This is a genomic window from Cupriavidus necator A5-1 (assembly GCF_000744095.1).
Lineage (GTDB): Bacteria > Pseudomonadota > Gammaproteobacteria > Burkholderiales > Burkholderiaceae > Cupriavidus > Cupriavidus necator_A.
Genome location: NZ_JQLI01000001.1, coordinates 2,093,115 through 2,116,634, shown reverse-complemented (window position 1 = coordinate 2,116,634; position 23,520 = coordinate 2,093,115). Strand labels below are relative to the sequence as shown.

Below are 23,520 nucleotides of genomic sequence, written 5' to 3'. Positions count from 1 at the left end.
CGCACATTTATGGCGCATCCCATCTCCGCGTTTACGCCGACTCAAGCCCAGAACCCGCGCCGGCATTAGCTTACGCGATTCTGGTCCGATCATTGCATCATCTTAGACATCGAATATTTCTTGACAGCTTCGGCACCGGTGCTAGCATTGCCAAAACAACTTCGATGTCTAAGTTATTCATGAAAACCGCTGGCACTTTCTTCCTCGTGGTCGGGCCGAGCGGCTCCGGCAAGGATTCGCTGATGAACGGCGCACGCCTGTCGTTGCCGAGCACTTCCTACGTCTTTGCGCGACGGATCATCACCCGGCCGACCGGTTCCCCCGGCGAGGATCATGAGGGCGTGTCCGAGCAAGAGTTTGCTGAGCGTGAGAGCGCCGGCGCATTCCTGATTACGTGGCAAGCCCACGGATTGAAGTACGGGTTGCCACGCGACCTGTTGAACGCGTTGGAAGCGGGATGCCATGTCGTGGCGAACGGCTCGCGCGCTGCCGTAGCCGCGTTGGCAAAGATGCTGCCGCAACTCGTTGTCGTGCATGTCACCGCACCCGGCGAGGTCCTCGCGCAACGAATCGCCGCCCGCGGACGGGAGTCCGGGGACGAAGTCCTGAAGCGGGTGGCCCGGCGCGCCCCACCGCTCGCACCAGGCGTCAAGTGCGTGACGGTCTGCAACGATGCGTCCCTGGAAGCCGGCGTCCATCGCTTCGTCGAGGCCCTGCGGCTGGTGTCGAATCGCTTCGTCGCACGGCGCATGCCGATCGCGGCGCAGGGCGATCTTGTCGCCTATCTGACCGCAGATGAAGCCAACGCACAATCACGCGTGGCGGTGCGTGCAGGCAGCTGCGAACAGGCCATGCCGATCCACGTGATCGATGACCCGCGTTTGCTGGCTGCCGGGGAGATCGGCTTGTCCGACGAGGCGCTGGCACGGCTGGGCGTCTCTGCCGGAGCCCCGGTGCGCGTGCATGGCGTGCCTTCGCCCTCGAGCCGGCGGCACCTCGCCGCCAAGCTACGGGGCGCTGTGTTGTCTGAGTCTGCTTACGAGGCGATCCTCACCGACGCCATTGAAGGCCGCTACACCAGGACCGAACTGACGGCATTTCTGGTCGCCGCGACCCAGTCGTTGACGGACGCCGAAGTCGTGGCCCTTGCCCGGGCGCGCACCCGGTTCACGCCCCGGATCGAATGGGACGAGTCCATCGTCGTCGACAAGCACTCAATGGGTGGCGTCCCCGGAAGCCGGATCACGTTGATCGTCGCGCCGATCGTGGCCGCGTATGGCCTGGCCATGCCCAAGACATCCTCCCGCGCGATCACTTCCGCGGCGGGCACGGCCGACGCCATGGAAACGGTGGCACGGGTCGATCTGACCCAGGACGATGTTTGGCGATGCGTGAAGCAGGCCCGCGCCTGCGTCGCGTGGAACGGGCGGCTCAACCATTCCGTGATCGACGATATGATGAACGCCATCACCAGACCGCTCGGCCTGGAGTCAAGCCGCTGGGCGGTGGCATCGATCCTGTCGAAGAAGTTCACGGCCGGGGCCACGCACGTGATCGTCGACCTCCCGTGCGGCGCGCAGACAAAACTGGCCACGCGCGACCATGCGCAATGCCTTGCATCGCTGTTCGAGACGGTCGGGGATGGCCTTGGCCTGCATGTCAAGGCACTTGTGACCGAAGGCAACGCGCCGATCGGGAGCGGAGTCGGCCCGGCGCTGGAAGTCAGGGATGTGCAGCTTGTGCTCCACAACGCTCCCGACGCCCCCGCGGATCTCCGCGAGAAGGCCCTGTGCTTCGCCGGGCGGATCATCGCTTTCGATCCTGGCGTGGGCGACGCAGCGAATGGCAGGCGGATCGCGGAAGCGTTGCTGGACTCAGGTGCCGCGTTAGCGGCGTTTGGCCACATCGTCGCCGCCCAGGGAGAGCGTGTGCCGCCGATCATGCCGGGCAGCTTTACCCATGACGTGGCGGCTACGCGAGGCGGCACGGTGGCATCGATCGACGGTGCCGGCGTCTCCGAAGTCGCTCGCGCAGCGGGTGCACCGCGCGCGCTCGCCGCCGGCATCGACCTGCTCTGCACGATCGGGGACGACGTCCGGCCAGGCCGACCCTTGTATCGCATTCATGCGGAGTCGGCCAAGGACCTCACGGCGGCCATCGAGGCGGCTTCCCGGCTGGATGCCGACGGCGGCGTCGTACGGATGGCGCATGCCTGAGCCGGGCACCCCACTTCGCCGGGCAACACATTCCCCTATCATTCATTAACAGACGAGGTACCACGATGAGATTCCTATCGGTCGCTGGCAGCGTTGTGTCAGCTCTCCTGCTCTTTGGCCTGTCAGCAATGCCGGCCCGGGCCGAGGCCAACGCTTTCCCGAACAAGCCGATCCGGATGGTCGTGACCTTCCCCGCGGGGGGTGGCACCGATGCGCTCGCGCGCGTCATCGGCGCCGAGATTGGCAAGAGCCTGGGGCAGCCGGTCGTGGTCGACAACCGTCCCGGCGCGAGCGGGAACATCGGCGCGGAGTTCGTCGCCAAGAGCGCGCCCGACGGCTACACCTTGCTGGTGGTCAACAGCAGCTTTGCCATCAACCCCGGCGTCTTCAGGAAGCTGCAGTTCGACCCGAGGAATGACTTCAGCGCCATCATCACGTTCGCATCGGTCCCATCCGTAATTGCGGTGCCTCCCGGCTCCAAGATCAGGAGCTTCAGCGATCTGCTGGCCGCCGGTAAATCCTCGACGGTGCCGACCTATGCATCGTGCGGCAATGGCACGCCCCAGCACCTGGCCGGTGAACTGCTGAAGCTTTCCGCCGGGATCGACCTGTTGCATGTACCGTATAAGGGCTGCGCGCCCGCCATCGCCGACGTCCTGGGTGGCCAGGCGGATGTGAGCATCAATACCCTCACCAATACCGTGCCCTACCTGAAGAGCAACAAGCTGCGCGCCCTGGCGGTCACGTCGAAGGCGCGCTCGCCGCTGTTGCCGGACGTTCCGTCGGTCAGTGAGCTCGGGATCGCCGGTTACGACGTGGACCAGTGGTTTGGCATACTCGCCCCGGCACATACGCCCGCCCCCGTGGTCGAGAAGCTGAACGCGGAAATTGCCAGGGCCGTCGCCAGGCCTGACATAAAGGCCTCGCTTGCACAGCTTGGCTTCGCCACCACCACGAGTACCCCTGCCGAGTTCCAGAAGCTGGTCAATGCCGATATCGACCGCTGGAAAAAACTGACCGCCAAAATCAACCTCAGGGTGGACTGATCGGAAGCCTTGAGTTGTGAGCACGCGAGGCGGAAGGGTAAGGGCTATCGCGCACGCCCCCCCCCGCCCCGCTCACGGCGCCATACTGGCAAACACCCGATCCCGCCGCACCCACCAGTGGAACAGCGCGGCCGCCACGTGCAGCAATACCACTGCCAGGAATGCATAGGCCAGCCACGTATGCGCGCCGCGCAGGAACGCGAACGCCACCACATCGGCATGCATCAGCGGCGGCAGTGCCCAGCCGCCGAGCATCGTCACCGGATACCCGCCCGCCGACAGCATCGCCCAGCCGACCAGTGGCTGCAGGCCCATCAGGGCATAGAGCGCCAGGTGGCTGGCGTGCGCGGCGCCGCGCTGCCAACCCGGCAGGTCGGCCGGCGGCGGCGCGCCGCGCACCACGCGCGTGACCAGCCGCACCACCCACAGCGCCAGCAGCAACGCGCCCAGCGGCCGGTGGATTGCAACCAGCGTCAGGTGCAGATCCGATACGGTGGCCACCATGCCGATGCCGATGAACAGAATGGCGAGGATGCCAGCAGCCATGGCCCAGTGCAGCCATCGCGCCAGGCCGCTGTACCGGGTTGGGGATGTGCTTGTCATTGTCCGGCTCCCGCGTGAATTTGGTGCTGCGCATTCTCATTGCTGCGGCGCCGGTATGACTCGGCATAGGCCGATGAACGTGCGGCCAGCAGCGGATCGTCGGAGGGACTCAGGCCGCGCGGCAGGATGGTCGGGTCATAGTTGATATCGCGGCAGCTGCCGTCCTGCTGTGCGCTTTGCTGCTGCAGCACCAGCGTGCCGGCATCGATCTGCTGCCGCTCGGCAGGCCAGGCCTGCGTGGCATCGGCGGTGGGATCGCCGGGCTGCGCCACGGTCACGACCAGGTGCCATCGCAACGGGCCTTGTGCGAGCCGGCTGGCGAGGTCGCGCGCGAGGAAATCGGCCGATGCGCCGTCAGCGGGTGCGGCGCTGGCCGGGGTCTCGGGATCGAGCCGCCATCGGACCGCCCGCTGCACGCCCGCGCCATCGGTGGCGACGAAGGCGTTGATGCCGTAGTACGCCGTGGTGGCGAAGCTGCCGCTCAGCGGATGGTCCTTGACCCATTGCCGGAACGGCTGCGTCTCCGGGTACTTGCCGAAGAACGCTGCCAGCCGCTTCGGATCCGGCTTGCGGGTAGGGGGATCGGGCCGCGCTGCCACCAGTTGCTCATAGAACTGCTGCGGCGTGCGCACCCCGAACACCGGCGTGGAGTTCATGGCGGTGCGCCATTGCTCGCCGTCTGCCAGCCGGAATTCCAGCGCCAGGCTGCGCACCGGGGCGGCGGCATCGGGCGCGGCCCCGGTGCGCAGCCTGGGATGGCCAGCCTGCCAGTCACCGGCGTGCGCACCGGCCCGAACACCGCCGCGCGCGATACCGCCAGCGCCTTGCCATTGCCTTCGAAGTACCCTTCGACGCAGACGCCCTTGGCATGGTTGCGGCGATAGCCGGCGTGGATGCCGGCGTTGGCCTCGAAGGCATCGATGATCTTCGGCGCCGACAGGCGCGACGGCGTCAGCCAGCCGGCCGCCCAGGCAAAGCCGGCGCCGATCGCCCCCACCACCGCGGCAATGGCGGCCAGCCTGCATGGCAGGCTGGCGGGCCGGCCGGGCGGCGCTGCTTGGTGTCGTGTCATGGGCTTCTTCCATTATTGGTTGCGCGCGCCTGGTCCGGGCGCGGTGAGCCCAATTTAGCCCGCAAGCGGGGCCGCAAACGATGACGGCTTGATTACCGATCCGTAATTCAGGCCGCGCCGCCGCGCAATGGAAAGCTGAGCCGGAAGCGCGTCATCGCCGCCGACGCCGACTCCGCCCCTACCTTGCCCTGGTGCAGGTCCATGATGGTCTTGACGATCGCCAGCCCGATACCGGAAGACGCGCCCGAGTTGGCGCGTGCCGGATCGCCGCGGAAGAAGCGTTCGAACAGCTTGGGCAGGTGCTCGGCAGCGATGCCGGGCCCTGGGTTGCTGACCTCGATATGGGTGTAGCCGTCCGCCTGCCGCGCCGTCAGCACGATCTGCTCGCCTGCCGGCGTATAGCGCACCGCGTTGGATACCAGGTTGCTGAGCGCGCGCCGCAGCAGGCCGGCATCGGCAAACACCTTGCCCGCGGCCTGCACGCGGATCGATACCTGCTTGGCATCGGCCAGCAGGTCGAAGTAGTCCGCCACCCGGTGTAGTTCCGATTCCAGGTCCAACTCGACCACATGCATGGCCACGCGCGCATTGTCGGCACGCGCCAGGAACAGCATGTTCTCGATCATGCGCGACAGGCGCTCGTACTCCTCCACGTTCGAGGCCAGCAGCGCCTGGTACTCCTCGGTGCCGCGCTCGGCGGACAGCGCGACCTGGGTCTGCCCGAGCAGGTTGCCCAGCGGCGTGCGGAAGTCATGGGCCAGGTCGGCGGAGAACTGCGACAGCCGGTGGTAGCTCTCGTGCAGCCGCTCGATCATCTGCTGCAGCGCATGCGCCAACTCCTTGAGCTCGACCGGCAGCCGCGCCGGATCGATCGGCAGCGCCACGCTGGAGAACGTGACCGTGCGCGTGCCGGTGGCGATTCGGCGCAGCGGCGCCATGCCCGCCCGTACCGCGGCGTAGCCGAGCAAGCCGACCGACAGCGAGCCCAGCAGCGTCGCCCACACCAGCTTCCAGCGGTACTCGCGCATCAGCGCAAAGCGCGAGCGCGCCACCTGCGACACCGTCACCTTCACCGGCGCACCGTTGTCCTGCGGCCGCGCCAGCAGCGCCACGCCGCGGATCTGGTAGCCCTCAGGCGTGCGCCAGGCGCGGATCGATTCCGGCCCCAGCGCGGCACCTTCGGGCATCGGCGGGGCATCCGGCACGGACTCGCCATGGAAGTTTGCCTCGGTAAGCAGGCTGCCGCTGGCGGACTGCACGCGCAGCGCGTACTCGTCATTGCCCGATACCACGCGGCCGATCTCGCGCCAACGGTCGGCGTCACTGTCAAAGCGCTCGGCCAGCTCGTCGCGCACACGCTCGACCTTGCGCAGCAGTTCGGCATCGTCGCGCGCCACCACCTGCATGGTCAGCGCCTTGTAGAGGTAGGTGCCGACGCCGGCAAACGCCACGCCAGCCACCAGCGCAAAGGCCAGTGCCAGCTGGACGGTCAGGGACAGGCGCGATCTCACGGACGCCTGCTCTCGAGTACGTAGCCGATACCGCGCACGCTGTGGATCAGCTTGTTGCCAAAGCTGTCGTCCATCTTGGCGCGCAGCCGGCGCACCGCCACGTCGACGACATTGGTGTCGCTGTCGAAGTTCATGTCCCACACATGCGAGGCGATCTGCGTGCGGCTGAGCACCTCGCCGTTGCGCCGCGCAAGAAAGTGCAAGAGCGCAAACTCGCGCGGGGTCAGGTCGATGCGCTGCCCGGCGCGCGCGACGCGATGGCGGATCAGGTCGATCTCAAGGTCGTCGATCTCGATGCGCTCGGCCTCGCGCGGCGGGCCCCGGCGCAACAGCGTGCGCACGCGCGCCAGCAGCTCGACAAAGGCGAACGGCTTGGCGAGGTAGTCATCGGCACCCAGCTCCAGGCCACGGACGCGGTCCTCGACCTCGTCGCGGGCGGTCAGGAACATCACCGGGGTCTGCTTGCGCTCGCGCAACTGGCGCAGCACCTGCCAGCCGTCCATGCTGGGCAGCATCACGTCGAGGATGATGAGGTCGTACTGATTCTCGGTGGCGCAATGCAGGCCGTCGGCGCCGGTGACGGCCAGGTCCACCACAAACGCGGATTCGGTCAGGCCCTTGCGCAGGTATTCGGCGGTCTTGGGCTCGTCTTCGATTACCAGGATCTTCATCGTCTTTCGGGTACGGTTCTGTGCGGCCGGTGTCGCGGCACCGCCCCGAAAAGCATAACGCCTGACCTCCGGGTCAGGAATGACAAATTGGTAATCGAAACGTCAGCGTCCTGACGCAGGAGCCTGCAAGGGGCGGCGAAAGCGCATGGCAAGGGCCACGGCGTGCCCAAGGCTTCACGCCGCATCTGGTGGCGTCGCGCCTGTCGGCCGCCGGAGGTCTTCCCACCTATGACTTCATGCTGCGGGATGGCCACATTGCGCAGCGTGTGATCGAGCAGCAGCAAGCGCGGCGCGCGTGCCAGGCACGCCACGCCGCTTCCGTGCCCGGCCGCGCTCAGCGGCTGCGGCGCACGCCGGCCAGGATCAGGACGGTGGCGCAGGCTTCGAGGAAGGCCACGAAGTACAGGCCCGAAGACAGCTGCCCGGTGTTGGTCTTGAACCAGCCGATCACATAGGGTGCGACAAAGCCCGCCAGGTTGCCCACGGAATTGATCAGCGCGATACCGCCCGCCGCGGCGGTACCGGCCAGGAACGCCGACGGCAGCGACCAGAACACCGGGAACGCGGCCAGGATGCCGACCGAGGCCACCGTCAGCGCGGCCAGCGCCAGCAGCGCGCTGTGCAGCCACAGGCCGGTCAGTGTCAGCCCCACAGCCGCCAACAGCGTCGCCATCGCGCAGTGCATGCGGCGCTCGCCCGAGCGGTCCGAGTGGATGCCGTTGAGCACCATGGCGATGGTGCCCGCGATAAACGGAATTGCCGATATCAGGCCGATGCGCAGGTTGCCCTGCACGCCCAGCTCCTTGATGATCGACGGCGACCAGAACGCGATGGTGGCGTTGCCGCTGACCACGCAGAAGTAGATCGCGGCGCAGATCCAGACGCGCGCATTGGCAAAGGCGTCGCGCAGCGCCGAATGCTTGGCCGGGTCGCGTGCCTCGGCTTCCACGGCCTGCGTCACCAGCTGCTGCTCTTCAGCCGTGAGCCAGCGCGCGCTGGCCGGCCGCTCGGGCAGGTACGTCAGCACGGCAATGCCGGCCAGCACTGACGGAATGCCCTCCAGCACAAACAGCCATTGCCAGTTGGCGAGCCCCTCCACGCCGCCCATGGTGGTCATGATCAAGCCCGCCAGCGGGCCGCCGATCACGCCGGCGATGGCGAACGAGGTCATGAACAACCCGTTGATGCGCGCGCGGCGCGCCGCCGGGAACCAGTACGTCAGGTAGAGCACCACGCCGGGAAAGAAGCCGGCCTCGAAGATGCCCAGCAGGAAACGCAGCGAATAGAACTGCATGGGGGTCTTGACGAAGATCATCGCCATCGACGCCAGGCCCCACAGGATGGTGATCCGCGCCAGCGTCTTGCGCGCGCCGATCTTCTCCAGCAGCAGGTTGCTCGGCACCTCGAACAGGAAGTAGCCGAGGAAGAAGATGCCCGCGCCCAGGCCATAGACGGCCTCGCTGAACTGCAGGTCCTGCAGCATCTGCAGCTTGGCGAAGCCCACGTTGACGCGGTCGATCCAGGCCAGGACGAACAACAGGACCAGGAACGGAATCAGGCGCACAGTGATCTTTCGGTACGCCACATTGCATTGCTGGGCAACTTCTGCCGGCGGCAGGTTCTCCAGGGCGCGCGGGGCGCCAGTCATCACGGAAGACATCAGTGATTCTCCTTGGGTAGGTTGGGCGGGGCCCCGCTGCGTTGGCGGGGCCCTCTGGCTCAGGCTGTGCCGGAGTGGGATGGCTGAGCGGAGCCGCGGGGAACGAGACCGGGACCGTCGCCCGTTCGCTAACGCCTGCGCCACCGCATGGCCGTTACATCAGGCTGCGCTCGATCGCGCCAGCCACCTGCAGCACGCGCGCGTCCTGGCCATGCAGCGCGCAGACGCCCAGGCCGATTCCCTGCGCGACAGGCAGCGTGACCGCGCACCCGTCCAGGAAATTGATCACGCTCGGATTGCGCAGCACCAGCCCGTTGACGGCGAAGAAATCTTCGTCGCGCCCCAGCGCGTCCAGGCGCGGCGGCCGCACGGCCACCGTCGGCATCAGCCAGGCATCGGCGTCGCGCAGGCGCTCGCTGGCGCGGTGCTGCATCGCGCGGCGCTCGGCCAGCAGGTCGATATAGTCGGCCGCGCCCTGCTGCTGGCCGCGCCGGATGCGCTGGGCCACGCGCTGGTCGTAGCGCTCGCCCTGCTCCGCCAGCAGCTCGCGGTGCCAGGCCCAGGCTTCGGCCGCGGTGAGGCCGCCGCCGCCGTTGATCTCGGGCAGCCGGCGCAGTTCGGGGAAATCGAACGGCACGATGCGCGCGCCGCGTGCCGACAGCTGCGACAGGGTGTCCTCAAACGCTTGCGCGACCTCGGCGTCGAGGCCGTCGCAGACGAAATCGCGGGTTACATAGAACCGCAGGCCCGCCAGCTCGGCAGGACGCGTATCCAGGGCCTCACCGCTCAGCACGGCATCCATCGTCACGCAGCACGCGACCGAGCGCGCCAGCGGCCCGGCGGAGTCGAGCGAGGTCGACAGCGGCACCGCGCCGGCCAGCGGCACGCGGCGCGCCGTCGGCTTGAATCCGGTCAGCCCGCAGAAGGCCGAGGGGATGCGGATGGAGCCGCCGGTGTCGGTGCCCAGCGCGGCCACTGCCATGTCTTTAGCCACGCTGACCGCGCCGCCGGAGGTCGAACCGCCCGCGATCCAGTCCGCGTCGAAGGGCGTGCGCGGGGTACCGTAGTGCGGATTGAGCCCAAGGCCGGAGAACGCAAACTCGCTCATATTGGTGCGTCCCACCAGCACCGCGCCGGCCGCGCGCAGGCGCGCGACCGCGGGCGCATCGGCCTGCGCGGGCGCGGCGCCATCGAGCGCCTTCGAGCCGGCGCGCGTCACCTGGCCGCGCACGTCGAACAGGTCCTTGACCGAGACCGGCAGCCCCGCCAGCGGCGATGCCACCAGGCCCGCGGCACGCGCCTGGTCGGCCGCGCGCGCCGCGGCCAGCGCGCCGGCCGCGTCGACTTCCATGAAGGCGGTGCCGCCGGCACGGGCATGGCTGTCGATGCGGGCGAGTGCCTGCTCGGTCAACGCCACGCTGGTGGTACGGCCCGCCGCCAGCGATGCCGCCAGCGCGGCAATGGTCGGCGCGCTCATTCGGCCACCGCCAGGCTCTGCACGCGGTACGCATGGCGCAGCGTGCGGTTGCGCACGGGGTCGTGCAGCTCCACCTCGAAGGCATCGCCGTGGCCCAGTTCGCCGATCACCGCCTGCGTGCCGCAGAACATCGCGGTGCCGGGCGGCAGCGTGGCTTCACCGGTCAGCCGCTCGACCAGGTCGCGCGGATCGAGCAGACGCGTGACCTTGCCCTCCTGGTACAGCGCGCGCTGGCCATCGCGCACGCGCCAGCAGCGCATCTCCAGGCTGTCCCAGTGGTTGGCCACCTCGTCGAAGCGCCACACCTGGCGGCCGAGGGGCTTGGCACACATCTGCTTGGACACGGTGACGTCGTAGGCCTCGACCTTGCGGTCGGTATGGTCCGAGCCGATGCCGATATACAGCGCGTCCTCTGCCTGCAGCAGCACAAACTCTGTCTCACCGGAAGAATCGGCGCGCGGCACCTCCAGCTCGTCGGCCGTGGTCAGCAGCGACGCGGCCAGCGGATAGAAGCACGGCACCGTGGCGGGCGGCTTCACGCCGATCGCCTGGAGCTCGTCGATGTGGTGCTGGACGGCGTCCTTGTCGCGGCCGGTCCACCCGGCAATGATGAGGCGCTGGAGATCGAGGGCGAGTTCACCCCCGCCGGCGACTTGGAAATACAGTGTCGGCATTGCGTACTACCTTGTTACAGGGAAAAAGCGGGTCAAGCCGGGCTCAGAAGGTCAGAGCGTCCTGATGATGTTCTTGCGGAATTCGTCGATATGCTGGCGCACGGCCTCGCACACGGCCGGCACGTCGCGGCGTTCCAGCGCGTCGATGATCTCGAGGTGTTCCTGGTACACGTTCTCGAGATGCTGCGGATCGGACAGCGACAGGAACCAGAAGCGCGCCTGCTTCTCATGCAGGCCGCGCAGCAGCTCGGCCAGCACGCGGTTGCGCGAGGCGGCCGACATCGCCGTATGGAACTTCAGGTCCAGCGACGCCAGCGCGGGGATGTCGCGCCGCGCGATCAGCGGGGGCGAGCGGTCGACGATATCGCGCATGGCCTTGAAATCGCTCTCGTGGCCGCGCTCGCAGGCGAGCTTGGCGCACAGGACCTCGTTGGTCGCGCGCACCTCGATCATGTCGAGCACCTCGTTGAGCGACAGCGGCGTCACCAGCACGCCCTTGCGCGGCAGGATCGACACCAGGCCCTCCACTTCCAGCCGGTGCAGCGCCTGGTGTACCGGCGTGCGGCCCAGGCCGAGCATGCTGGCCACCTGGGCTTCGTTCAGCGGCTCGCCGGGGCGAAACTCGCACGAGATGATGCGGCGCTTGATCTCGACATAGGCGAGGTCGCGCATGGCCGCCCCGCTCTGGGTTGCGGTCTGCGCGGGGCTACGCATGCCATCTGTTTCTACCAGCCGAATGGATTTAGCCACGGGTCATTCCGGAAAGCATCTGAAGTAGCAGTGATAGTAGTGTGATATTTCACAGGCTGCAAGCGCTGCCATTCTCGGGGTAAACGAGATTGACGCGTTCGTACTCGCTGGGTCAGGGGAGACTGCGCAGGGCCATGTGCAGACTAGCCCACCCACAGGCGTTGCCTGGGACTTGCGGCGGGCGCTAACGCCGGGGGCGGCAGCCTTCCCACCCCCGACAGCGCGCAGCGTCATCGGGCGGCGCCGTGCGGCATGTGCCGGGCCGCCGTGATGCCACCACCCGCTTCCTACGCCAGCATCCTCAACTGCGGCTCCCGCTCCCACTGCCGCGTCTTCGCCGCCGCGATAAAGCGCGCGGTATTGCTGGCCGGCACCACCCCATTGTCAGGCCTCAAGTTGGCCTGGGTCAGCAACACATCGCCGCCGGCATCGACCGCGATCGCCTTCAGGTGCGCGTAGGCGAAGTTGACGAAGTCGAGCGCGGCGCTTTCCTGCGCCAGCCGTGCCGCGCCGTCTTCGGACAGCACCACGGCCACCGCATCGAACATGACTGAAGGCGTCCCCGCAAGCTGCCCGTCCGCCGGCAGCTTCGAGCCATCGGCCAGCGTTGCCCCACCCACCCTGGGTGCGACGATCTTCACCGTGGCACCGGCGTCGGTGACGGCCTTCCGGATCGCTTCCACCGTGGCGCCATCGGAACCGTCGGAGACCAGGATGCCGACCGCGCGCCCTTCCAGCGTGTCTTTCATCCGGCCGATGATCTGCAGCGCTGCGGACGGCGGCATGTCCTGCACCGGTGCGGCGGGGGGCAGCGGGTCGGGCAGGTTATCCAGCGCCAGGCCATCGGCCACGCGGCGGCCCAGGTCTTCGTCGATATTGCGCAAATGGCCGACCATGCGCTCGCGCACATGCACGTGCTCGACCTTGGACAGCTCGAACACCAGCGCCGACGCGATATGCGCCTGCTCGGGGCGGGTCTGGCTGCGGAAGAACAGGCGCGCCTGGCTGTAGTGGTCGGCAAAGCGCTCGGCGCGGATGCGGCCCTTGTCGCCCTGCCCCGGCACCTGCGCGCTGCGGAAGCCGAGGTCCGGGGCCTCGCGCGGCGAGTCGTCGGAGAGTGAGTTCGGCTCGTACGCCACGCGCCCCTTGGGCTGCTCCATCTGCATATGGCCGTCGCGCTGGTGGTTGGCGAACGGGCATTTGGGCGCATTGACCGGGATCTGGTTGAAGTTGGGCCCGCCCAGTCGCAGCAGTTGCGTGTCGAGGTAGGAGAACAGGCGCCCCAGCAGCAGCGGATCGTTGGAGAAATCGAGCCCCGGCACGATATTGGCCGGGCAGAACGCCACCTGCTCGGTCTCGGCGAAGAAGTTGTCGGGCCAGCGGTCCAGCACCATGCGGCCGATGATCTTCAGCGGCACCGTCTCTTCCGGGATGATCTTGGTGGCGTCGAGATGGTCGAACGGGAACTTCGCCGCATCATCTTCCGTAAAGAGTTGCACGCCCAGCTCCCATTCCGGGAAATTGCCTGACTGGATCGCATTGAACATGTCGCGGCGATGGAAGTCCGGATCCGCGCCGGCGATCTTGACGGCCTCGTCCCAGACGGTGGACTGCAGGCCCAGCTTCGGGCGCCAGTGGAACTTCACGAAGGTGGAGTTGCCCTGGTCGTCGAGCAGCCGGAAGCTGTGCACGCCGAAGCCTTCGATCATGCGCAGCGAACGCGGGATGGTGCGGTCCGACATGATCCACATCACCATGTGCATCGATTCGGGCGAGAGAGAGATGAAGTCCCAGAAGGTGTCGTGCGCGCTCGCCGCTTGCGGGAAGCCGCGGTCGGGCTCCATCTTGACCGCGTGGACCACGTCGGGGAACTTGATCGCATCCTGGATAAAGAACACCGGGATGTTGTTGCCGACCAGGTCCCAGTTGCCCTCTTTGGTATAGAACTTGACCGCGAAGCCGCGCACGTCGCGCGGGGTGTCGACCGAGCCCGCGCCGCCGGCAACCGTGGAGAAGCGCGCGAACACCGGTGTCTTCACACCAACCTCGGTCAGGATCTTTGCGGTGGTGAACTGCGCCAGCGAATCCGTCAGCTCGAAGTAGCCGTGGGCCGCGGTGCCGCGTGCATGGACGATCCGTTCCGGGATACGCTCGTGGTCGAAATGTGTAATTTTTTCACGGAGAATGAAATCTTCGAGCAAGGTCGGACCGCGCGGATTGGCCTTGAGCGAATTCTGGTTGTCCGTAATGGGAATGCCCTGATTTGTGGTCAGCGGGGAATGGCTGCCGCCGGCCCGCTGGTGCAATTCGCCTGCATTGCCACGCTGCGCGTCGCCATAGCCTGCCGGGGCGGCTGACGTGCCCTTGCCTGCCGCCTTGTTGCCTGCCTTGCCGTTTGCCTTTGCTGCCTTTGGCTTTGCCTTGTCATTGGGCATATCGAACTCCTTTGCGCTGGTTGTTTGGACGGGCCTGGGTCCGCTTGCTATCGACTTGCTAGTCAATTTCTATTGTTTATTTTTTTGTGATAACAAGGACAAACAACAGACAGCAAATGCCGGGCCTGCCAAGGCAAATTCGCCAAATGTGCGCCCTTTGCAGGAATATGGGCGCGCTGACGGCATCAGTGCGACGCGCTCGCCGCCGCCTTGTCTCGTCCCATGCTGTACTCGGCCGGCACCCATGCATAGCCCTTGCCCTGGCGCTGCACATGCCCGAGGCCCGGGAACGAGATATGCGCAGCGCCCACCCAATAGCCCTTGGCCGCGGCATCGGCCATCGCCCGCTTGCGCATCTTCACCGCGGCGGTGGCATCCACATCGAAATCGATCGCGACGCCCGGCTCCGGAAACTGCACGTGCTGCGCGTGGATGGTGTCGCCCCACAGTTGCAGGCGCTGTCCCTCGCTGCTGATCTCGTAGAACGCGTGCCCCGGGGTATGGCCCGGCATGCGCACGGGGCGGATGCCGGGGAACAGCTCCTGCTCACCGTCGAAGGGCCGGACCTTGCCGGCCTTCAGGTAGGGCGCGAACACCGCCTCCGATTGCGCGAAGTTATGCCGCTGGCCGGATGCCGCCTTCGCGGCGTTGGCAGGGTTGAGCCAGAAATCGGCATCGCGGCGGTCGACGTAGACCACGGCGTTCGGGAACACGGCCTTGCCGTCGACGGCCAGCCCGCCGGAGTGATCGACGTGGATATGGGTTAGCAGCACCGCATCGATCTGCTCGGGCTGGTAGCCGGCGGCACGGATGTTGTCCGGCAGCTTGCCGCCGACGCCGGGGCCCAACAGGCTGCCCGCGCCGGTATCGACCAGCACAAGCTGCTGGCCGGTGTTGATCAGGAAGGCGTTGATCGAGGTCTCGGGCTCGGTGGACTGGTAGCTGCGCGCCTGCAGCGACGCAATGTGGTCGTGCGATGCATGCTTGAGCAGCTTGCCGATCGGCACGTTGACGGTGCCGTCCGACAGTGCGGTGATCTCGAACTTGCCGAGTTTCATCCGGTAGTAGCCGGGTGCCTGGGTGCCAACCTGGGGCGCCGCGGCATGGACCGGCATGGCAACCACCGACCAGAGCAAGGTACCGACGAGCAGCGCGCGCTGCCACAGGGAGGGCTTCGACGGGGAACGGGGAGTGTTCATTGTGCTTGCCTCGAAGTAGACCGCGAACGACGGGCTGTCGCGTGTTGTGAGAATTCTGGTGGCCGAAGCGGCCTCGCACAAATCGATTGGAATGATCGCCGGCATCGCCGCCGGCGATACCGCACCGGAGGGCGGCGCGGTGTGTGGCCCTCGCTGCATTCATTCCGCCACGGAAATTATCCAACCACAAAACTTCACTAGGCCGGCGCCGGGCCCGCGCTGATACTCAACTCCACAGTTACACCACGATGACGAGGGGAGTCAGCATGAGGAAGTCAGCAATTCAAGTCCTGGCCGCGGGGATCTTCGGCGCGCTGCTGTTGGCGTCGGTGGCGGCGCAGGCGGCGTGGCCGGAGAAGCCGGTGCGCCTGATCGTACCGACCGCGCCGGGCGGCGCGCCGGACATCGTTGCGCGCCTGTTCGGCGACGCGCTGTCGAAGCGGCTCGGCCAGGCCGTGATCGTCGAGAACCGGCCCGGCGCGGGCGGCAATATCGGCATGCAGGCCCTGCTGGCCGCACCGGCGGACGGCTACACCATCGGCTACGGCAACAACGCCACGCTGTCGACCAACCGCTTCCTTTACAGCAAGCTGCCCTACGACCCCGACAAGCTGGTGCCCATCGTCGGCCTGGTCACGACCTTCAATATTCTTGCGGTCAACCCGTCGCTGCCCGTCAGGACCACGCAGGAACTGGTGGCCTACGCCCGCGCCAACCCGGGCAAGCTGTCGATGGGGTCGGCCGGCAACGGCACCACCAGCCACCTGGGCGGCGAGCTGTTCAAGGTCATGGCCAACCTGAACATCGCCCACGTGCCCTACAAGGGCAGCACGCCGGCGCTGCAGGATCTCGTCGGCAACAACGTGCAGCTGATGTTCGACAACGTGCCGTCGATCGGGCCCTACGTGGTGTCCAACCGCGTGCGCGCGCTGGCGGTGACGTCGAGCAAGCGCTCGCCGCGCTTCCCGGACCTGCCGACCATGGCGGAGGCCGGCCTGAAGGGCTACGAACTGACCGCATGGGCGGGACTGGTGGCCGCGCCGGGCACGCCTGCCGAGGCCATCGAGCGCCTGAACCGCGAAGTCAACGCCGTCATCAAGGATCCGGCTTTCCGTGCGCACCTGGACAAGCTCTCGTTCGATCCGCTGGGCGGCACTGCGCGCGACTTCCAGCAGCTGATCGCGACGGAGACCGTCAAGTTCGGCGAGCTGGTGCGCAAGAGCGGCGCCAGGGTCGATTGAGGGAGCGCGCCATGCAAATGCACTATGACCTGATCATCCGCAACGGCGACCTCATCGACGGCACCGGCGCGCCGCGTCGCGCCGCCGACATTGGCGTGGTGGATGGCGAGATCACTGCGATCGGCAACCTCGCGGCGGCGCGGGCGGACACCGAAGTCGATGCCACCGGCCTGATCGTGGCGCCGGGCTTTATCGACACCCACACGCATGACGACTGGATGGTGTTCCAGTCCCCGGAGATGCTGCCCAAGGTCACGCAGGGCGTCACCACCATCATCGCCGGCAACTGCGGCATCAGCCTGTTCCCACTGGTGACCGACACCATCCCGCCGGCCCCGCTCGACATCATGCGCGGCGGCTACCACTTCGATTCCGTGCGGGCCTACCGCGAATCGTTCGCGGCAAAGCCGGCCGCGGTCAATGTCGCGGTGCTGGTGGGCCAGTCCACGCTACGCGCCAGGCATATGCGCCAGCTCGGCCTGCCCGCCAGCGATGCGGAGATCGAAGGCATGCGGAAAGACGTCGAGGAGGCGCTGCGCCAGGGAGCGATCGGGGTGTCCACCGGCACGTTCTATCCGCCATCGGCCGCGGCGCCCGAGGAGGAGATCGTGCGCATGTGCGAGCCGATGAAACGGCTCGGCGGCGTGCTGGTCTCCCATATGCGCGATGAAAGCGACAACATCGGCGCGTCGATCGACGAGACCGCGCGCATCGGCAAGGCACTGGGGGTCTCGACGGTGATCTCGCACCACAAGCTGGTGGGCAAGCAGAACCACGGCCGCAGCCGCCACACGCTGGCGCAGGTGCGCGGGCTGGCGCAGACCATGTCGCTGTGCCTGGACTGCTATCCGTATGCGGCATCGTCGACCATGCTGCGGCCCGAGCGCGTGCATCAATGCGACCGCATCCTGATCACCTGGTCGGCCCCGCACCCTGAAGCCGCCGGGCGCTACCTCGAAGACCTTGCGCAGGAATGGGGCTGCTCACGCCATGAAGTCGCCCAGGCGCTGGTGCCGGGCGGTGCCGTGTACTTCATCATGGACGAGACCGACGTGCGCGACATCCTGGCCTATCCCGACACGATGGTCGGCTCCGACGGCATCCCTTCCGACGAAACGCCGCACCCGCGGCTGTGGGGAACGTTCCCGCGCGTGCTCGGCTTGTACTCGCGCGACCTGGGGCTGTTTCCGCTGGAGCGCGCGGTCCACAAGATGACCGGATTGCCGGCACAGCGCTTCGGGCTGGAGCGGCGCGGGGAGCTCAGGACTGGCCATGTCGCGGACATCACCGTCTTCGATCCGGCGACGATCCAGGATCGCGCCACCTTCGACAATCCGCAGCAGCCTTCCGTCGGTGTGCGGCACGTGTTCGTCGCCGGGGAGGCGACGCTCCGCGACGGCCAGCCGGCCAGCAGCCGTCCCGGACGCTTCGTCACCTCCACCCTGGTGCAGGCGCAGCCGTAGCGCCTAGCGCCGGTTTGCGTCGGCGCTCTGCTCCAGCAGCCACGCGATGAAGGTCTGCATCGCGGGGGTGTCGCGGTTGTCCTCGCGGCAGATGAAGTAGTAGGCCTTGGGCGAGACGTAGGGCTCGTCGGACAGACGCAGCAGCCGGCCCGCCTTGATGTCTTCGCCGGCAACGTACTCCGGCAGCAGCGCCAGGCCCATGCCGCCGAGGGCAGCCTGCAGGCCCATGGTCAGCAGGCCATAGCGCGAGCCGTCATCCGGGTGCGCGAGCTTGATGCCGGTCTGCTCGAGATAGGCGGGCCACGCTTCCAGCGCGGCGTTCTGGTGCAGCAAGGGCAGACGCTTCACCGCCCTGGCGAGCGTAGTGCCGGCCGGCAGCAATTCAGGGGCACACACCGGATACAGTTCCAGCGGCATGACCTTCAGGCTGAAATGGCGTCGCGGCGGCCCCGCGCAATACATGATGGCCGCATCGAGCCCGGTGCTTTCGAGGTCGACCGGCCCGACCTTGGTGGTGACGTTGAGCTGGATATGCGGCTGTTCGCGCGCGAACCTGAGCATGCGCGGCAACAGCCAGATATTGCCCAGCGACACTGGCACCGACAGGTTCAGGCGCCCGCCCGAGGCGCGCCCCGACTGCACCTCCATCGTGGCCTCCTCCAGCATGGCCAGGGCCTTGCGCACGCTCTTGAGGTATTCCTCGCCGGCGGGCGTCGCCGCCACGGCGCCTTTGCGGCGGTTCAGCATGCGCGCGCCGAGGAAGGATTCCAGCTCGGTGATCTGCTTGCTGACCGCGCTTTGCGTGAGGCACAGCTCTTCTGCAGCGCCGGTGACGCTGCCCGTGCGCGCCGTGGTCTCGAATGCAATCAGGTTCGCCAGCGCGGGCAGGTGGCGGCCGTTGGTACTTTTCATGTCGGTAGGCGTGGCGGGAAGCCGACTCCGGTTGCGGGGGCGCGTGCCGGCATTGTCGTGCATTCATTCCGGGATGGAAAGATGGACGGATAAATCATCCATTGCCTGCGGGCACCGGCGGGCCAATACTGCACGCATACCGAACGATCGCCGATGACATCCAATTCTTCCGCTGCCCCGACTGACGGCTTCGACCCGTTCGAAGCCTCTCTCCGGGAACTCGCCGACGCCATGCGCGCCGGCGCCATTTCCGCGGCCGGCCTGGTCGACTACTACCTCGCCCGTATCGCCGCCTTCGACAAGTCCGGCCCGCTGATCAACGCGATCAGTTGCGTCAATCCCGCCGCCTTGCACGAGGCGCGTGCGCTGGACCAGGAGCTGCGCGCAAGCGGGCCGCGCGGGCCGCTGCACGGCATTCCCATGGTGGTCAAGGACAATATCGATACCGTCGGCATGCCGACCACTGCCGGGTGTGCGGCATTGCGCGAGGCTTATCCGAACGCGGACGCGCCGTGCGTGGCGCGCCTGCGCGAAGCCGGCGCCATCGTGCTGGCCAAGGCCAATATGTCGGAGCTGGGCGCTTCCAACGGCCGCTTCGGCTACAGCTCCGCCAACGGCCTGACGCGCAATCCCTATCGCCTGTCGCGCAATGCCAGCGGTTCCAGCAGCGGCACCGGCGCGGCGGTGGCGGCCAACCTCGCGGCCTTCGGGCTCGGCACCGACTCATTCGGTTCCGTGCGCGGTCCGGCCTGTGTGCATGCGTTGACCGGCATGCGGCCGACCCATGGGTTGCTGGAGGCGGAAGGGGTGCTGCCGCTGGCGGCATCGTTCGATACCGTAGGTCCGGTGGCGCGCAGTGCCGCCGATGCGGCCATCGTTTTGGACGCGCTGGTCCCGGGCGCAGGTTTCAGCGAGACGGCAGCGTCGTTGCGCGGCCGCAGGCTGGGCATCGTGGCCGACTTCGCGGGCGGCAACGACGAGATCGATCAGCGCTTCCTTGCGGCGACGCAGACCATGCGTGCGGCGGGCGCCGAGACAATACCCGTGCGCCTGCCGGCGGGCGCGCGCACGCTCTACGGCGACCTGTTGGGCGATATCGCCCGCGCTGAATGGGTGCGCGGGCTCGATGCCTGGCTGGGGCAGTTGCCTGCCGGCGCGCCTGCGAATACGTCTGCGTTGCTTGCGCGCATGGCCACAACGGATGGCCGCCATCCTGTGAACCCGCTTACCCTTGCCGCGCTAAGGCAAGCGTACGAGGCGCGAGAACTGCCGCCGCAAGCCGATCGCGTGGCGGCACGCCGCTTCGGCGCCTTGCTCGACGACATCTTCCGTGCCGTCGGCGTGGACGCGCTGATGTTCCCCACGCTGGCATGCCCTGCATCGCCGCGCTTCGACATGGCCGATGCCACCTACCACTGCCGCGCCGCGCAGCCCCTGGCGGCGATGCATATGGCAAGCGCCGCCGGTTTTCCCGAGGTCAGCGTGCCGATGGGATTCACGTCGGCCGGCGTTCCCGCTGGCGTGTCGTGGCTCGGCCGGGCAGGCAGCGATGCGCTGCTGCTGTCGCTGGCGTCGGCCTTCGAGCAACTGACCCGGCACCGCCGCCCGCCCGCCAGTACGCCGGCGCTGCGATGACGATAACGGCTTGCCTTGCTGCAGGCAGCGCACGATGCTCCAATGCCGGTAACTACGACGGAAGGTAGCCAAGGTGAGCACCAAGGAAAGCCATTTTCGCGGCGTAGACCTGAACCTGCTGGTCACGCTGCTGGCGCAGGGGGATGCGGCGACCTAGCCTCCTTCCGCCCCGCCCTCACGCCTTGCGCCACACAGGCGACGCCTGGATCGCCACCATGCGCGGCAGGATCTGCTGCGCGGTGAAGGCATCGGCAATGCGCTGCTGTTCGGCCAGCGCCGCGGCGTCGACCGTGCGCACCGCATAGCTGCGCCGCGCATTCGCGGCTTCAACCGTGGCCGCATCCAGCCCGATCAGCGGCGCATGCCAGCGTGCCGCCTCGGCGGGATTCTGCTTGACCCACTCGCCGGCCTCGCGCAGCGCGTCGAAGGCCACGTTGAGCACCTCCGCGTGGGCGCGTGCAAAGGGCGTGGCGGCGAGGTAGAAGCGGCGATAGCTGGCCAGCCCCTCGCCGTCGCGCAGCACGCGCGCATTAGACTGGCGCTGCACCGCGGCCAGGAACGGATCCCAGATCGCCCACGCCGCCACGCTGCCGCGCTCGAAGGCGGCGCGCGCATCGGCAGGGCTCAGGTACACCGGCTCGATATCGCGGATCGACAAACCCGCGCGCGCCAGTGCCTCCAGCACCAGGTAGTGCGCGCCGGCACCCTTGGCAAAGGCTACCCGCTGGCCCTTGAGCTGCGCCACCTCGCGGATTCGGGAATCGCCGCGCACGACAATGGCCTGCGCCTGCGGCGACGGCGTCTCGCTGGCGTAATAGGTAAGCTCGGCGCCCGCGGCCAGCGCGAACGGCGGCACGGCATCGGCCACGTCGGCGCTCAGGTCGAGGTTGCCCAGGTTCAGCGCTTCCAGCAGCGGCAGCCCCGAGGTGAACTCATACCACTGCACCGCAACGCCCTTGGGCGCGAGCGCCTTCTCCAGCGTCTGCCGCGACTTCAGCAGGATCATCAGCGTGGAAGACTTCTGGAAGCCGATGCGCAGCACGGGCTGGCCCTGTCCCCAGGACACGCCGGGCAACGCGCAGGCTGCGGCGGCGGCTTGCAGCAACAGGCGGCGGCGCGGCTTGTGGGTCGGGGTCATGGCACTGGGCTCCGGGAAATCTGGGACGGAGCGCCAGCATAGTCAGGCGCGGCGATGAAACCAACGAAGATTGTCGCGGATGCTTATGCGCGCGGCGTCACCTCGCGACGAATCCGCGGGTATCATCGCGACATCCACGCCCCTGCCTCCGCACGGAACACCATGCAACTCTCCGCCGCCATCCCCATCCTCCGGATCTTCTCGGTCGACAAGGCCAAGGAGTTCTATCTAGACTACCTGGGCTTCTCGCGGGACTGGGAACACCGCTTCGAGCCGGCCCTGCCGCTATACATGCAGGTGAGGCGCTCCGGCCTGACGCTGCACCTGAGCGAACACCACGGCGATGCCACGCCGGGATCGGCAGTCTTCGTGCCGGTCGAGGATATCGACGCGCTGCACCACGAGTTGTCGGCCAAGGCGTATTCCTACGCGCGGCCGGGGATCGAGATGGTAGGCTGGGGGCGCGAGCTGCAGGTAGCCGATCCGTTCGGCAACAGGCTGCGGTTCTGCGAGTTGGCCCCCGACTGAGGGTGCGGTGCCGGGTTATTCGAACCGGTGCTCGATCAGTTCCAGTTTTTCGCTGACGCGCTCATATTCCGCGCTGAACTGCACCACGCGGCCCAGCTCCGGCGCATACCACGCCACCGCCTTGTACGGCACCCCTCGTCTGGATGAACCGAGGTCGTTGAACGGCCGCAGCACAAACCCCTCATAGGCGATGCGGATGGTGCGATAGGTACCGGCCGCCACGCGGATCGATTCCCCTGTCGCCACCGCCTCCAGCCGCGCATCGAAACCCGTGCCCGCCTGGCGATATGACAGGTTCCAGCGGCTGCCCGCCTTCACATTGGCAGGCACCCAGCCACCCGGCGGCGGCGCCACGTCGAACTCGCCACCGACCGGCGTGGCGATGCGGTCCAGCCGCCCGTCCTTAAACTCGATGCGCCCGCCCTGATTGAAGATCACGCGGTCATTGTCGATGCGATCAACGCGGTATGAGACCTCCTGGCGCTTGCGCGTCAGGTTGTCGGTCAGCTGGTAGCGCCACACCTCGCCCACACGCGGGGATGCGCCGGTGCCGGGCGCTGCCGCACCCGATACGGCATCGCGAGCCGGCGCCGCGGTCGCCGGCGCATCGCCAGCCGCCGGGCGATAGCTCGCCACCGCCGCCGCCCCGCGCGCCCGGATCTCCGGAATCCACGAAGCCGGCACCGCACGCTGCCGCGTTTCCGCAGGCGACGCCGCATTCACCAGGATCCCGACCAGGCGCCCGTTGTCGTCGAACAAGCCCCCGCCGACAGTGCCGGCATCATGCGCGATCGATGCCTCGATGCGCTCCAGCTTCCCGTTGGCCCCGGCCTGCAGGCCGGCGACGGTCGCCTCCCGCACCGCAAGCGCCGTGCCGGAGACCGAAGCGGCCACCACCTTCTGCCCGAAGCCCGGCGCCGCCGGCAATGACAGCGGCACCCCCGGCGCGTTGAGGTTGGGCACCTTCAGCAGGCACAGGTTGCGCTCCACGTCCGGTGCCTCCAGCGTGGCGCCGTAGCTGACATTCTCGCGCCGCACGGCAATGGTCCTGGCGCCCGCCAGCACATTGCAGGCGGTGACAATCTGCCCCGGCCCGATCACGACGCCAGAACCGCTGGCAAGCGGCGACTCCTGCGGCCCATAGGCACGGACGGCATAGACACTGGCGGTCAACTGCTCCAGGCCAATGCCCATGGCAGGGGTGGCGGCAACAGAGAGCAGTCCGAGGAGAACAGGCAGGCAGTATGGGCGCATGACGGCGAACAGGAACACAGATAGAAAAGCCAGGC

The 23,520-nt window shown here is 67.5% G+C and carries 18 protein-coding genes and 1 pseudogene; 6 read left to right on the top strand and 13 right to left on the bottom strand.

Annotated elements, in window-relative coordinates; genetic code table 11:
* Window positions 1–179: 179 nt before the first annotated feature.
* Both phnN and K307_RS09325 read left to right on the top strand, forming a co-directional pair.
* A complete protein-coding gene (gene phnN, locus K307_RS09330) occupies window positions 180–2,216 on the top strand; it encodes a phosphonate metabolism protein/1,5-bisphosphokinase (PRPP-forming) PhnN (RefSeq protein ID WP_051974785.1) in 2,037 nt (678 codons plus the stop codon).
* A 65-nt stretch (window positions 2,217–2,281) separates the two neighbouring features.
* A complete protein-coding gene (locus K307_RS09325) occupies window positions 2,282–3,262 on the top strand; it encodes a tripartite tricarboxylate transporter substrate binding protein (protein WP_042877695.1) in 981 nt (326 codons plus the stop codon).
* Between the two features lie 72 nt (window positions 3,263–3,334).
* Here the strand turns inward: K307_RS09325 and K307_RS09320 are convergent, their stop codons facing one another.
* From K307_RS09320 to K307_RS09275, 10 genes and pseudogenes are all read right to left on the bottom strand, one after another.
* Window positions 3,335–3,865: a cytochrome b gene (locus tag K307_RS09320; protein WP_042877694.1), complete on the bottom strand. Its 531-nt coding sequence runs from the start codon at window positions 3,863–3,865 to the stop codon at window positions 3,335–3,337.
* Window positions 3,862–4,937 (bottom strand): annotated as a pseudogene (locus K307_RS09315) (catalase family peroxidase). Before K307_RS09315 ends, K307_RS09320 begins: the two are co-directional and overlap by 4 nt.
* A gap of 107 nt (window positions 4,938–5,044) precedes the next feature.
* A complete protein-coding gene (locus K307_RS09310; RefSeq protein WP_042877693.1) occupies window positions 5,045–6,448 on the bottom strand; it encodes a heavy metal sensor histidine kinase in 1,404 nt (467 codons plus the stop codon).
* Window positions 6,445–7,119 carry a heavy metal response regulator transcription factor gene (locus K307_RS09305; RefSeq protein ID WP_042877692.1) on the bottom strand — a complete coding sequence of 225 codons (675 nt, stop codon included), beginning with the start codon at window positions 7,117–7,119 and terminating at the stop codon, window positions 6,445–6,447. Before K307_RS09305 ends, K307_RS09310 begins: the two co-directional genes overlap by 4 nt.
* A gap of 334 nt (window positions 7,120–7,453) precedes the next feature.
* Window positions 7,454–8,779 (bottom strand): MFS transporter, encoded by a 1,326-nt coding sequence (locus K307_RS09300; protein ID WP_042877691.1) that lies wholly within the window; start codon window positions 8,777–8,779, stop codon window positions 7,454–7,456.
* Between the two features lie 154 nt (window positions 8,780–8,933).
* Window positions 8,934–10,256 carry an amidase gene (locus K307_RS09295; RefSeq protein WP_042877690.1) on the bottom strand — a complete coding sequence of 441 codons (1,323 nt, stop codon included), beginning with the start codon at window positions 10,254–10,256 and terminating at the stop codon, window positions 8,934–8,936.
* The gene (locus K307_RS09290; RefSeq protein WP_042877689.1) at window positions 10,253–10,930 is read right to left on the bottom strand and encodes a DUF2848 domain-containing protein; all 678 of its coding nucleotides are present in this window, start codon (window positions 10,928–10,930) and stop codon (window positions 10,253–10,255) included. The genes K307_RS09295 and K307_RS09290 overlap by 4 nt, the downstream gene beginning before the upstream one ends.
* A 51-nt stretch (window positions 10,931–10,981) precedes the next feature.
* Window positions 10,982–11,680 (bottom strand): GntR family transcriptional regulator, encoded by a 699-nt coding sequence (locus tag K307_RS09285; RefSeq protein WP_042877688.1) that lies wholly within the window; start codon window positions 11,678–11,680, stop codon window positions 10,982–10,984.
* A gap of 287 nt (window positions 11,681–11,967) precedes the next feature.
* The gene (locus K307_RS09280; protein WP_042877687.1) at window positions 11,968–14,115 is read right to left on the bottom strand and encodes a catalase; all 2,148 of its coding nucleotides are present in this window, start codon (window positions 14,113–14,115) and stop codon (window positions 11,968–11,970) included.
* Window positions 14,116–14,300: 185 nt separating this feature from the next.
* On the bottom strand, window positions 14,301–15,314 hold the full coding sequence (locus tag K307_RS09275; protein ID WP_042877686.1) for an MBL fold metallo-hydrolase: 1,014 nt from the start codon (window positions 15,312–15,314) through the stop codon (window positions 14,301–14,303).
* A 266-nt stretch (window positions 15,315–15,580) separates the two neighbouring features.
* Here K307_RS09275 and K307_RS09270 point away from each other — a divergent pair, with 266 nt between their 5' ends.
* Entirely contained in the window at window positions 15,581–16,555 is a 975-nt protein-coding gene (locus K307_RS09270; protein WP_042877685.1) for a Bug family tripartite tricarboxylate transporter substrate binding protein, read from the top strand.
* 17 nt (window positions 16,556–16,572) lie between these two features.
* Window positions 16,573–18,018: an N-acyl-D-amino-acid deacylase family protein gene (locus K307_RS09265; protein WP_042881705.1), complete on the top strand. Its 1,446-nt coding sequence runs from the start codon at window positions 16,573–16,575 to the stop codon at window positions 18,016–18,018.
* A gap of 3 nt (window positions 18,019–18,021) precedes the next feature.
* On the opposite strand, the gene K307_RS09260 is transcribed toward K307_RS09265, so the two are convergent.
* Window positions 18,022–18,930 (bottom strand): LysR substrate-binding domain-containing protein, encoded by a 909-nt coding sequence (locus K307_RS09260; protein WP_155301117.1) that lies wholly within the window; start codon window positions 18,928–18,930, stop codon window positions 18,022–18,024.
* Between the two features lie 153 nt (window positions 18,931–19,083).
* Here K307_RS09260 and K307_RS09255 point away from each other — a divergent pair, with 153 nt between their 5' ends.
* Window positions 19,084–20,565 (top strand): amidase family protein, encoded by a 1,482-nt coding sequence (locus K307_RS09255; protein ID WP_230625614.1) that lies wholly within the window; start codon window positions 19,084–19,086, stop codon window positions 20,563–20,565.
* Window positions 20,566–20,740: 175 nt separating this feature from the next.
* Here K307_RS09255 and K307_RS09250 read toward each other — a convergent pair whose 3' ends face one another.
* The gene (locus K307_RS09250) at window positions 20,741–21,703 is read right to left on the bottom strand and encodes an aliphatic sulfonate ABC transporter substrate-binding protein (protein ID WP_042877682.1); all 963 of its coding nucleotides are present in this window, start codon (window positions 21,701–21,703) and stop codon (window positions 20,741–20,743) included.
* 162 nt (window positions 21,704–21,865) lie between these two features.
* Here K307_RS09250 and K307_RS09245 point away from each other — a divergent pair, with 162 nt between their 5' ends.
* Entirely contained in the window at window positions 21,866–22,231 is a 366-nt protein-coding gene (locus K307_RS09245) for a glyoxalase superfamily protein (protein WP_042877681.1), read from the top strand.
* Between the two features lie 15 nt (window positions 22,232–22,246).
* On the opposite strand, the gene K307_RS09240 is transcribed toward K307_RS09245, so the two are convergent.
* Window positions 22,247–23,503, bottom strand: a complete 1,257-nt coding sequence (locus tag K307_RS09240) for a S1 family peptidase (protein ID WP_230625612.1) — start codon at window positions 23,501–23,503, stop codon at window positions 22,247–22,249.
* Between the last annotated feature and the right edge of the window lie 17 nt (window positions 23,504–23,520).